Annotated in this window: 9 protein-coding genes; 6 read left to right on the top strand and 3 right to left on the bottom strand. The window is 49.5% G+C overall.

Annotated elements, in window-relative coordinates:
- The first annotated feature begins 11 nt into the window (after nucleotides 1–11).
- Genes QN379_RS19985 through QN379_RS19995 form a run of 3 tightly spaced genes read left to right on the top strand, consistent with a single transcriptional unit; the run spans nucleotide 12 to nucleotide 5,535 of the window.
- On the top strand, nucleotides 12–1,427 hold the full coding sequence (locus tag QN379_RS19985) for a TolC family protein (protein ID WP_323507408.1): 1,416 nt from the start codon (nucleotides 12–14) through the stop codon (nucleotides 1,425–1,427).
- Nucleotides 1,424–2,494, top strand: coding sequence for an efflux RND transporter periplasmic adaptor subunit (locus tag QN379_RS19990; protein WP_323507409.1), 1,071 nt, complete (start codon nucleotides 1,424–1,426; stop codon nucleotides 2,492–2,494). The genes QN379_RS19985 and QN379_RS19990 overlap by 4 nt, the downstream gene beginning before the upstream one ends.
- A complete protein-coding gene (locus QN379_RS19995; protein ID WP_322232259.1) occupies nucleotides 2,491–5,535 on the top strand; it encodes an efflux RND transporter permease subunit in 3,045 nt (1,014 codons plus the stop codon). Before QN379_RS19990 ends, QN379_RS19995 begins: the two co-directional genes overlap by 4 nt.
- Before the next feature lie 118 nt (nucleotides 5,536–5,653).
- Here QN379_RS19995 and QN379_RS20000 read toward each other — a convergent pair whose 3' ends face one another.
- From QN379_RS20000 to QN379_RS20010, 3 genes are all read right to left on the bottom strand, one after another.
- Entirely contained in the window at nucleotides 5,654–6,508 is an 855-nt protein-coding gene (locus tag QN379_RS20000; RefSeq protein WP_323507410.1) for an ABC transporter permease, read from the bottom strand.
- A gap of 195 nt (nucleotides 6,509–6,703) precedes the next feature.
- Nucleotides 6,704–7,543 (bottom strand): ABC transporter ATP-binding protein, encoded by an 840-nt coding sequence (locus QN379_RS20005; protein ID WP_416186768.1) that lies wholly within the window; start codon nucleotides 7,541–7,543, stop codon nucleotides 6,704–6,706.
- Between the two features lie 247 nt (nucleotides 7,544–7,790).
- Nucleotides 7,791–8,771 (bottom strand): ABC transporter substrate-binding protein, encoded by a 981-nt coding sequence (locus tag QN379_RS20010; RefSeq protein ID WP_322240126.1) that lies wholly within the window; start codon nucleotides 8,769–8,771, stop codon nucleotides 7,791–7,793.
- A 245-nt stretch (nucleotides 8,772–9,016) separates the two neighbouring features.
- Here QN379_RS20010 and QN379_RS20015 point away from each other — a divergent pair, with 245 nt between their 5' ends.
- The 3 genes from QN379_RS20015 (at nucleotide 9,017) to QN379_RS20025 (ending at nucleotide 12,573) form a co-directional block, all read left to right on the top strand.
- Nucleotides 9,017–9,691, top strand: a complete 675-nt coding sequence (locus QN379_RS20015; RefSeq protein WP_322232262.1) for a response regulator — start codon at nucleotides 9,017–9,019, stop codon at nucleotides 9,689–9,691.
- The gene (locus tag QN379_RS20020) at nucleotides 9,678–11,102 is read left to right on the top strand and encodes a sensor histidine kinase (RefSeq protein ID WP_323507412.1); all 1,425 of its coding nucleotides are present in this window, start codon (nucleotides 9,678–9,680) and stop codon (nucleotides 11,100–11,102) included. The genes QN379_RS20015 and QN379_RS20020 overlap by 14 nt, the downstream gene beginning before the upstream one ends.
- Nucleotides 11,103–11,433: 331 nt before the next feature.
- Complete coding sequence (locus QN379_RS20025; RefSeq protein ID WP_323507413.1) at nucleotides 11,434–12,573, top strand: porin; 1,140 nt, start codon at nucleotides 11,434–11,436, stop codon at nucleotides 12,571–12,573.
- Nucleotides 12,574–12,656 lie beyond the last annotated feature (83 nt).

A 12,656-nucleotide genomic window follows, 5' to 3' on the forward strand; every position in this document is an offset into this window, starting at 1 on the left:
AGGTATTCACGATGATGCTAGGCCGCGCCAAGAAAAAAATCCATTCAAACTTGATTTTATTGCTAGTAATAGCACCCATTGTGTTCAATTTGGGAGGCTGTGCCAGTTATCAAGCATTGCCGTTAAACGATCAGTCCAGTTTACTCACGCATCTCCCTGCGCTGAACATTGACGCTAAACAGCTGTCCTTGCCGGAATTGGCCACGCACTCTTTTGCGTCAACGCCTGACGGCCTGGATATGACCGACGTTGCGATATTAGCTGTACTTAACAACCCCGATCTTAAGTTAGCACGCAATGATGCCCATATTGCGCACGCCCAGGCCTTTTCCGCTTCCTTATTACCTAACCCTCAGCTAGCGATGTCGGGTGATTTTATGCGCAATCCTATATCGGGCTCGACGCCGGCTTACGGTATCGGGCCTACCTATGATTTCGGCGCGCTTTTGACCCATTCGGCATTGCGCAAAGCGGCCGATGCCGACGCGAGTAAAACGGATTTGAGTCTGCTATGGCAAGAGTGGCAAGTGATTGCACAAGCCCGCATGCTGTTTATTAAGCTGACACAGGGTCAGAAGTTGATGCATATATTACAACAGCAACGGGATGATTTTGCGCAACGCTCACAACGGTATCAGCTGGCCTTGCAGCGTGGTTTGATCACTATCGAGACGGCGACCATCGCATTGACCTCGCTGCAGGATGTCCAGCGTCAAATCAACGAGGGACAACGCCAACAGAACCAAGCCAGACACGATTTAAATGCGTTGCTGGGATTGGCTCCCGATGTGCCGGTGCCATTGCAGGGCTCCGCGCAGCTACCGCCTCTGGACCGTGCTCAGATAGCTGCCACCTTGCCCCATCTGGCGCAACGCCGCCCTGATCTGATTGCGCTGAAGTATGGATACGCTGCGCAGGACCAACGTTATCGGGCAGCGATTATCGCGCAGTTTCCATCGCTGGTAATCGGGTTGACGCGATCACGCGACAACAGCAACGTCTCATCGCAAGGTTTCAATATTTCTGTATCACTCCCCATTTTCAATCAAAACCAGGGAAATATCGTGATCGAACAGTCGACCCGGCAAAAGCTGCATGATGAATATCAACAGCGCATCAATGTTGCTAACAGCGATATCGACCGAATTTTGACCGAGCAGACGATCAATACGCAACAAATGCGCGAAATAAACAGCACTCTGCAACAACTGTCGGCGCAACGAAAAAAGGTTCAGGGGGCATTGGCAGCGGGTAACGTCGATGCGTTGGTGCTCTCCAATATTGATACTGCGTGGCTGGCCAAACAAACCGAGCAAGTCACTTTAGAGCAAGCCATGCTGGAGCAACGCGTCGCTTTGCAAACGCTGATTGGTGGCGAATTGCCTACCCGGTTGCCGCCCGAACTCCAAGAAAGTCGTAAACCATGAAAAAGAAAATAATCTACGCGTCGGTCGCGAGCACGCTCTTTTTGATAGCAGGATTGACCTACGTTATCTATAGCAGCCGCTCGCCAGCTAATGCAGCGGATGCAGAAACACCCATCTCGGCGCAGGTGGTGACGCAGCCACTTAAGCAAGGCATGTTGACTAGTATGCTAAGCGCCTACGGCGACGTTACACCGGAACATACGGTTGCTGTCAGTAGCGCTTATCCAGTTCAAATTACGAAATTATTTGTCGTGCAGGGACAAAGTGTCAGCAAAGGTACGCCATTGGCGGTAGTGCAGAGTGATCCGTCAGCTGTCTTGAGCTATCAACAAGCGCAGAGCGCCAACATTCTGGCGCAGGCCGAATTAAAGCGCACCAAAGAACTACTGGGATTGCAAATGGCAACGCAATCACAACTGGATACGGCGCAAAAAAATTGGCAAGATACGCAAGCAACTTTGATGGCCCAACAAAAACTTGGAGGCGGCAATCCCAGCAACACGTTGTTGGCGCCCAGCAGTGGTGTGGTGTTGACGTTAACCGCAGCACAGGGTGATCGTCTGGCGGCAGGCGCATCGATGATGCAATTTGGCAATACTGATAGTCTGAAAGTATTGCTAGGGATTGATCCTTCCCATCGCGCAACAATCCATAAAGGTAGCCGTGTAACGCTGGCACCGTTATCGAATCCAGCCCAAACCGAACAGGCCAGCGTGAGCGAGATACAAAATCTGCTCGATCCTAAGACCCAACTGATTAACGTTGTGGTGACGTTGAGCGATACCGCTGCTAAACGATTTATTCCAGGTATGCGTGTTCATGCCGAGATTGCTACGGGACAGCAACAGGTGTATGAAGTGCCGCGTCAGGCGGTGCTCAGCGACGATCAGGGTAGCTATTTGTTTCAGGTCAAACAAGGTAAAGCGGTGCGAGTTGAGGTCCGTAATTTGATCGATAACGGCGCAACGCTGGGCGTAAGCGGAAACCTCGACCCTGCTGCACCGTTAGTGGTGTTGGGAAACTATGAATTAAAAAATCAGATGCTGGTGCGGGAGACCAAGCCATGATCGGTCTCTGGACACAAAATCATCGTCGATCGATCTTATTTTTACTTGCTATTCTGGCGTTGGGTGGAATGCTGGCTGCATTCAAGCTGCCGATTTCACTATTCCCTACTGTCGATTTTCCGCGCGTCGTGATTTCACTTGATGCGGGCGATCAGCCACCTGAACAAATGGAGATGTTGGTGACACGGCCCGTCGAAGAAGCCGTGCGGCGGGTGCCAGGTGTGCGCACCGTACGCTCTACGACGGCGCGTGGCACGGCGGAAGTATCCATCAATTTTGATTGGGGTTTAGACATGGCATCGGCGACATTACAAGTCAACGCTGCCACTGCACAAATCATGTCGCAACTACCGGCTGGAACGGTCATGCAAACGCGGCGCATGGATCCGACGGTATTTCCTATCATTGCTTACAGCCTGACCTCCAAAACAATCTCACCTACGCAATTGCGTGACCTTGCCGAATATCAGTTAAGACCTTTGCTCACTGGTGTAAATGGCGTGGCGCAGGTGCAAGCCACCGGCGGTGCAATGGAGGAATACCATGTCAATATTGACCCGCAAAAATTACTTGCGCGCGGTCTGTCACAGGATGATGTATCACGCGCTCTGGCCTCGAACAATGTCATCAATGTCGTCGGTCGGCTAGAAGATCACTATAAATTATTTCTGGTGATGGCTGATTCCAGACTTGTCAACATAGAGCAAATAGGTCAAACGATTGTTTCCAGCGGCAGCAACGGTGTCGTGAGAGTTGCTGATGTCGCGGACATCCGTCATGCAGCCGTTCCCCAATGGATACGGGTAACTGCAGACGGCAAGGATGCAGTATTGTTGTCGGTGTATCAGCAGCCCGGCAGCAACAGCGTGCAAATTGCCAACGATATCAAGAGCAAGCTGGCAGACTATAAATTGCCAGCGGGCGTCCACCTGGCTAATTGGTATGACCAAAGTGAATTGGTTACCGCTTCCGCCACCAGCGTACGAGATGCCATCCTGATTGGCATCGGGCTGGCGGCAATGGTGTTGTTTATCTTCCTGCGTAACGTCAAGATTACGCTTATCGCCATTATCGTCGTGCCAGCTGTATTAGCCACCACTGTCGTCCTGTTATGGCTATTAGACATGAGCTTTAACATCATGACGCTCGGTGGCATGGCGGCGGCGGTTGGCCTGATCATTGATGATGCGATCGTCATGATCGAGCATATCGTGCGTCGCTTGCATGCGAAGGCCAACCTTCCCGATAGTATAGAAAAAACGGTCACGGACGCAGCGCTAGAGTTTTTCAGGCCTTTGTTAGGTTCCAGTGCATCCACACTGGTCATTTTTATACCGCTGGCATTTTTAAGCGGCGTCACTGGTGCTTTTTTTAAAGCCTTATCATTGACCATGGCTGCGGGATTATTTATTTCGTTTCTCATTACATGGTTGGCGGTGCCAATATTAGCAGCCCATTTTCTAAGCGAAAAAGATATCAATCAGGAGCACGACGGCCGCCTTACTTTATGGATACATAAAAAATACGAACGCCTGATGATGCGGTTACTCAACCGACCAGCGTTAATATTGCTGCTGATACTGCCTTTAATCGGAATCGGTTTTCTCGGCTACCAGCATGTTGGCTCAGGCTTTATGCCAGCCATGGATGAAGGCGGCTTTGTGCTCGATTATTATAGCGAACCGGGCACCGCCGTGACGGAGACGGACCGACTTGTCCGTCAAGTCGAAACCATCATCCAGGCCAATCCAAATGTACTCACCTATTCTCGTCGCACCGGAACTGGTTTAGGCGGTGGCTTGGGTGAACCTAATCATGGTGATTTTTTTGTAAAATTGAAGAGTGGTCAGCGACAGCCAGTTGACCTGGTAATGGATCAGGTACGAACCCACGTAGAACATGAAGTACCGGGTCTACATATAGAAATGGCGCAGTTGATGGAGGACTTGATCGGCGACTTAACCGCAGTTCCGCAACCGGTAGAAATTAAAATATTTTCCGCCAATCCCAAAAATTTAAGTGACATTGCAAAAAAAATAGCTGCACGTATCAGCAAGATCAATGGGTTAGTGGACGTCAAAAATGGCATCAATCCATCTGGTGATGCGCTACGCGTTCACGTCGATCCAGCAAAGGCGATCCAGGAAGGTCTTGATCCCGCAGCCGTCTCCAAGATGTTATCCGATAGCCTGAGCGGCAACGTCGCTACGCAGATGTTATCCGGTGTGAAAGCCGTCGGGGTAAGGGTCTGGCTGCCGCAAAGTCTACGCAATAACGACAAGGATTTGCGCTTACTCACAGTCCGTGCGCCGGATGGTCATCTGGTACCGTTAGAAAAAATTGCCACCATCACGCCATTGACCGGACAAGCAGAAATCAGCCGTGAAAACCTGAAGCCGATGATCGCCGTGACCGGACGTATTAGCGGACGTGACCTGGGCTCGGTGATCGCTGATGTCAAGCTTGCGCTGGCGAAACCCGGCCTGTTTCCGCAAGGTGCTTATTTTGAATTGGGCGGTTTATACGAGCAGCAGCGAATTGCATTTCAAGGGTTGATGACTGTATTTGCTGCTGCATCGGTGTTGGTATTTTTGCTGCTGCTCTTTATGTACGAAAGTTTTCGACTTGCCGGGGTAATTCTCTTTACGTCGCTGACATCGGTTTCTGCCGTGTTTGTCGGTTTATCGTTAACTGGCATTGACCTGAATATCTCTGCAATGATGGGTATGACAATGATCATCGGGATTGTCACGGAGGTAGCAATTTTCTACTTTTCTGAACAGCAAGAGTTGCTTGATGCGGAACCGCCATTGACCTGGCACAGCGCATTAATACAAGCTGGTAAAAATCGCATGCGCCCCATCGTGATGACCACCATAACGGCCATTCTAACCTTGTTGCCGCTGGCCTTCGCATTAGGAAAAGGATCTGAAATGCAACAGCCGTTAGCCATCGCCATTATTTCAGGATTAATCGTGCAATTGCCGCTGGTGCTCTTGGTGATGCCGGTTTTATATAGCGTCATTGGCCGTAAAAAATGACGCCGCATGCTGCACCCCGCCATCAAACTACACGTGAGGGCTAGCGCGCCTGAGCCATCGGCGATAAAGAAAAAAAATGGCGCACCGAAATGCGCCATAAACCTTAAGCAACACCAATTTAGAAAGCTGCAGGGCGCCATTTAAGCAAGCGCTTTTCCACACGAAGCAAAAGATAATCTGCCGCCAGTGCAACCACTGCCAATACGATCATCGCAGCAAATACGCCACTGGCATTGAATGCGCCCTGAGCGGTGGAGATTAACAAACCAATTCCCTGCTTGGAGCCAAGGAACTCGCCCACCACAGCCCCGACCAACGCAAAACCAAAACTGACATGCAGACTCGCCAGAATCCAGCTAAGTGCAGATGGGATCACAACCGACATCGTCACCTGACGGGACGAGGCACCTAAAATCTGTGCATTAGCAATCATATAACGGTCCGCTTCCCTCACACCCTGGAAGGCATTTGCAAATACGACGAAGAACACCATGACGACCGCCAACGCCACCTTGGAAGCCATACCCAAACCTAAAGAAATCACAAAAATTGATCCCAGTACTACCCGGGGAATTGAATTTGCAATTTGAATATAGATGCTAAACACATCGGACAATAGTTTGTTACGTCCCAACAGAATGCCGCAAATTACGCCAGCTACTGCACCAATCAAAAAACCCAATACTGTTTCTTCCAAGGTCACCAACACCTGCACCCATAAAGGACCCTGTGATGTTCCTTCCACTATCCAGTCATAAATCTGGATGACGATCAATGACGGTTGCGAGAAGAAAAACGGGTCTATCCAATGTAACGTTGCGCCCAACTCCCAGCCACCGAGCACAATGACTAGTATGGCGATCCGTAAAGAAATTACCAACCAATAGCGCATCTTTATTTTTCGCTTGGCCGCTTGTTCGACAATCGCCAGGCTGGCCAGGCTTAGCTGATCGAGTGAATGTGCTTGAGTCATTTCAATACCTTGTAAATAATTGCTACTTGTAACGATCAATGACCGCCAAAGAAAAAGGGAAATGCTGATGGCTGCTCCTCTTTATGGCTCTTGACTATCGGTTCGGATATAAGATTTAAAAATGACAATCAGTATTCCGGCCATGAGGCGCAGCATTGACATAAAATCAGGCGAAAATCAGATCAGAAGTTCGCATCAGCTAATATTTACTTCTTCCCTTAAATCGGACCATATCTTGCGTGAAATATCGATAAAGCGCTGTTCATAGCGGACCTCTGACATCACGCGAGGACGTGGCAAATCGATTGCGTAGACACTCTTCAATGTTGCTGGACGCGCAGTCAACACGTAGACCTTATCGGCCAGGGCAATTGCCTCTTCCAGATCATGCGTAACAAAAACAACCGACCCAGACTGAGAGGACCAAAGTTGCAGCAACTCATCCTGCATTAAGGTTCTGGTCTGCATGTCCAGCGCGCTAAAAGGCTCGTCCATTAATAGAATTTCCGGGCTATTAATAAACGTTTGTGCCAGCGCAACGCGCTTTCGCATACCGCCGGAAAGTTGGTGCGGATAATGATTACTGAACTTATTGAGTCCAACTCTCCGTATCCATTCTTCGGCCAGCGCGTAAGCTGCTTCTTTTGGCTTACCGCGGAACAACGGCCCGGCGGCCACATTATGTAGCACGCTGCGCCATGGGAACACCGCGTCGCTCTGGAATACAAAACCGATGCGAGGATCGATACCCGTCACGCGTTCGCCCATGATCCTCACCTCGCCAACCGTCGGTTTCAGAAGCCCCGTGATTAAGCTCAGCGTCGTGGACTTGCCGCAACCCGTAGGACCGACGATCGCACAAAACTCGCCACGGGCAACACTCATGCTAAAGTCGCGCAACGCCACCGTCGCCTTGCCATCCGGCGAAATAAAGCGGCAAGAGACATTTCGGATGTCAATCGCCGGGGTGTCGCGCGTCAACGTCTCTGCCGCTTGCACCAGTACCGGAGCAGGTGCATTTGAGGATAAATTCATTTCCATTTCTTTCGTTTAAGGCAGGTTGTGTGCACGTGAAAAAGGTGACGGCCCTCACCCTCTGCCACCGTGACCTATTTTTCTACGCTCGGCTTCACCAGCATTGACAGGCTCGCAGGTAATAAAAAGCGCGGACAAAAATGGTAATCTGATCTTCAACCAGAAAACATCACGATCATGGCGTGCTTGCGAGTAAGCTGGATGCATCCGAGATGCTCCCCATTGGCGTGATGCTCCCGGTGACTATTTATTTGCTTGGTGGGATAAATTCATTGGTATAGGTCTTAGATAAATCGATGTGTTTACCTTTGACGTTCGGATTAAATCCCGAGAGCACTTGCAGCACGGTTTCGGGGCCGCCAACAGGCATCCGACCATCCGCTGAAAACATCGGCAGCGAATTTTGCATGGCTTGCAAATAGACTGCCTTATCCTTGCCTTGATAATCCTTCGGCATCTTGCTGGCGATCTCCGCAGCATCATGTGTTTTGATGTATTTAAGCGTTTTACTAAACGCGCGGGCTAATTTGGTTGCTTCTGCTTTATGCGTATTCAGCCATGAGCGCTGGACGTATAAACTTGAAGCTGGGTAAAGACCGCCAAGCGCTTTTACGGTTCCCTCCACCGTACGCATATCCACCAGTACAGATGCTTCGCCGGTTTTCAGCAACTGAGAAATCGTTGGTTCAGTGGTCATGCCGGCATCAATCCTGCCCTGCTTGATAGCAGCAATAAAAGTATTGTCAGCACCAACCGGCAGCACAGAATATTGATTAGAGCTAATGCCCTGTTTTGCGGCCAGATATTGGGTAAGGAAGTTGGTTGACGAGCCCAATCCAGTGACGCCCAGTGTTTTGCCCTTCACGTCGGCCATGCTCTTAATGGTTCCTGCTGATTTGGTCGCAACCATTTCAGCTTCGCCCGGCACCTGACCAAACACGACGATGGCGGTTACTTCTTTCCCCTTGCTTTGCAGGTCGATTGAGTGATCATAAAATCCCACAACAGCCTGCACTGCGCCTGCCAATAGCTCGTTTTCTGCATCGACCCCGGCTGGTTGCGATTGCAATTCAACATCCAGTCCCTCGTCCTTAAAATAACCTAACTGCTCGGTCAGTTTTGCGGGCAAATAGATCATCTTGGTAATGCCGCCAACCATGATAATTATTTTGGACGACTCGGCCGCCATCACCGTAGTCGGCAGCGCCAGTGTCACACTTGCCGACATCAGCACTACTGCTGTTGAAATTTTTGTCAAATACATCGCGCCGCTAACAAACTTACGCATTATTATGTCTCCATTATTTTTGGGATTAGATCTACCGCAAATTATATAATCGCTGTGATCTTCCTTTATTAGACTTCTTTCAGAAGCAAACGTATTCTAGGTGTCCTAAACTTTCATCCAGCTTACCAATTCCACGTTTTTTATTTTGCAGTGCAGCAAAAAAAATTAAAATAGGACACAGTTCCATGAAACTCCTGCTAATCGAAGATAACCCGCCTTTAGCGCTATGGCTAACCAAAATACTCAGAGAAGAAAAATTCACCATTGACGTAGCCGTCGACGGCGTCGAGGCAGATCAGGTGCTGCAAAATGAAAACTATGATGCTGTGCTACTCGATCTGATGCTACCTAAAATGACGGGAAAAAACGTACTACGTCGATTACGCGAACGCCATAACAACGTGCCGGTGATGATTTTGACAGCAAGCGGTTCAATCGACGAGAAGGTCGATTGTCTTGGTATCGGTGCCGATGATTATCTAGTTAAGCCATTTGAAATACGCGAACTGGTGGCGCGGATTAAGGCGCTTATTCGACGGCAAAGCCCGGACAAATCAACGGAAATACACTGTGGTAATTTGATATACAACAGCAACACGCGTCAATTTTCAATTAACGATAAAAATCTTCTACTACCGGCGCGCGAGCATGATGTGCTGGAAATTTTAATGCTCAAACAAGGGAAAACAGTGTCTAAGAATGCGCTAGTCAATGGCATTTTTTCGCTAGCAGACGATCCTAGCCCAGATGCAATAGAAATCTATGTGCATCGATTACGCAAAAAATTGGAAAATTCTCAGGCCAGCATCATGACGTTGCGGGGATTAGGTTACTTACTTAAAAAGAATGATGATAATTAGTCTACGTTTTCGTCTATTGCTGTGGCTACTTATTCCACTGGCGATATTCATCATCCTGAGTGCAAGTTTGTCTTACCGCAGTGCTCAGCAGACGGCCGACCTGATCCAGGACCGAGCATTGCTGACGTCGGCCCAGGTGATCGCCAGCGATATTGTTTGGCTCGATGGGATACCCCAAGTGAGCGTCGACCCGGCAGCCCTTGAGTTATTTTCTTCACCCCAACAGGATCATGTCTACTATCAGGTTATTACCAATCAAGGTTTGCTCATGGCAGGCCATCCGGATTTACCAGGGCCGGTCGATTTTAACGGCACCGGTCCGCAATTTAGCACGCAGCAATATGACCAGCAAACCATTCGCGTTGCCACGCAAATTCGCCCATTGTATGACGCTGGCACCCAACTAAATGTTGCGGTTCGGGTTGCTCAAACGATGCAAGGCCACGACCTGATGGTAGCCGACTTGTGGCGGCCGTCTTTGCATCGTCAGATCACGATGTTAATTCTGGCTATCGCACTAGTGGTAGTCGGCCTGACCATTGAACTGCGCCCGATTATGCGGTTGAAAGACGACCTCGCGGGCCGTGACCCCATGTCTTTGTCACCGATCAAAGTCGCACAACTCCAAGGAGAGTTGCGTCCCATTGCCACCGCCTTTAACCAGTACATCCAACGCCATAATACTCAGGTTGCCGCCCAAAGACGTTTTATTGCAGATGCCGCGCATCAACTTCGTACACCATTGACATTGATCGATTCTCAAATCCAGTTCGCTCGCAAGATAACCGATCCGGCCCGTCGTAGCGAAGTGCTGGAAGCGATGCAGGAAAGCAGTCGCAGCATGGGGGCTCTTACGGATAAACTACTTTTGTTATCGCAAGCAGAAAGCGCCGCTAGCCACGCTGTGCTGCGACAACCGGTTGATTTGGTAAAACTCATCACCGCAGTGCTGGAAGATATCGTACCGTTAGCGCAACGGAAAAATATTGATCTTGGCATGGAAAGTCAATGTGCGGAAGTACATGTGGTCGGCAACGAAGCGCTGTTCTCCGCGATGATCATGAATTTGGTGGATAACGCCATCCGCTATACACCGCAGAATGGTAAGGTCACCGTCACCGTCGGCGTCAGCCCCCCCGCAACGACGCATACGGCAATAAAAACACCAATGGCACAATTGGTCGTGGCGGATAACGGCCCCGGCATTCCTGCCGAAATACGCGACCGCGTATTTGAACGATTTTATCGCAATGCAGCGCCCGGACAACAAGGTACAGGACTTGGGCTAGCCATCGTTAAAGAGATTGTGCTGGCAGCGCACGGCGCAGTCACGCTTGAGACAGGACTAATGAATAAAGGGTTGGCAGTACTGGTGCAATTGCCACTTGGAACGCCTCAAACACTGCGTTGAGATCCGTTTTGCAAAAGAGTTATCTTCAGGAAAAAAATACTTTTCACACATACCACGCCCCTCTTCCAGAATGTCTGCCAGACAGATAGTCCGCCATTGCCGAATACCACACAACACGGCGCCGTTTATAAAAAGAGAATCACCGATACGTGTTGCAATCGCGCACAAACCACCATAAAACGCAGGTTTCGAAAGCTAGAAGAAAGCTTGGCGCTTTTATACTCGGCATCGCGATGTATTGATATTGAGCGACTCAAGAGACCTACTTGAGAGATCAATTTAAATCATCTGCAAAACAAGCAAAAAAAACTTTAGCCATCAGGAGACAATTTTGAAAAAAACAGTATTTGCACTAGCTGCCCTAGCCGCACTAGGATGTTCTGGCACTGTACTTGCACAGTCCAATGTCACTATTTATGGTTTGATTGACGCCACCATCAGCACCACCAATAACGCCGATAGCAAAGGCGATCGCCTGACGCAAATTCCCGTCGCATGGTTCAGTGGGAACCGTATCGGATTTAGAGGTCAGGAAGACTTGGGCAGTGGCCTCAAAGCACTATTTAAATTAGAGGCAGAATATGTTGTCGGTACCGGTGCAATGGATACCCCTGGTGTCTTGTTCAACCGCGACGCTTGGGTCGGTATGCAAAGTGACGCCTTGGGCCGCATAACGCTCGGTCGTCAAAATACACTTGCACGTGATTTTGCTCAAGTTTATGGCGACGCATACGGCTCCGACAAACTTGGCCTGGAAGAAGGGGGCTTCACCAATAATAATAACTTCAAGCAAATGATTTTTTATGCAGGTAGCGCAACCGGAACGCGCTACGATAATGGCCTCGTGTGGAAAAAGGTATTCGACAATGGACTCGTCGCAGGCTTAGGCTATCAATTTGGCGAAGTGGCGGGATCATTCGCGAACAACAGCACAAAATCTGTCGCACTCGGATACAACGGCAGCAATTTTGTATTGTCCAGTTTTTACAATGAAGCCTCTGTCGGCAACTCACTTGACCGCTCAACGGAACAACACAAATCGTATTCCCTCGGTGGCAGTTATTTCGTGAATAGCCTAATTCGCTTGAATACCGGTTACTTCCATTACACGGCAGAACAAGGCGCACTGGGAAAGCGTAAGGATGATGCTTACACCGTATCTGCCAAGTTGACACCACAAGGCCCGTTCGACTATGAAGTCGGCTACCAGTCAATGAAGGCTCACAACGCTGCCTATAATGTGTCAGGGACAGGTACTTTAAACGCCTATTCCAACGCAAGCTTTTCTACTACGGCAGGAAGCGGGAAAAAATCTACCGTCTTCGGCTCCGCTTTCTATCATTTGTCCAAGCGCACTGAATTGTACTTAGCTGCGGATTACATGAAGCTCACAGATGGCTATCGGGTAGCCTCTGCAAATGGGTTCAAAAATCAAACTGAACTCGCTGTCGGTATGCGTACCCGTTTCTAATTCATACAACTGGGTATTCTGGCCGATCGTGACCACCGATTCTGGTCTATCGTGACCGACCATTCTGGCGCATCGTGACCGCT

Source organism: Glaciimonas sp. Gout2, from assembly GCF_035018905.1.
Taxonomy (GTDB): domain Bacteria; phylum Pseudomonadota; class Gammaproteobacteria; order Burkholderiales; family Burkholderiaceae_D; genus Glaciimonas.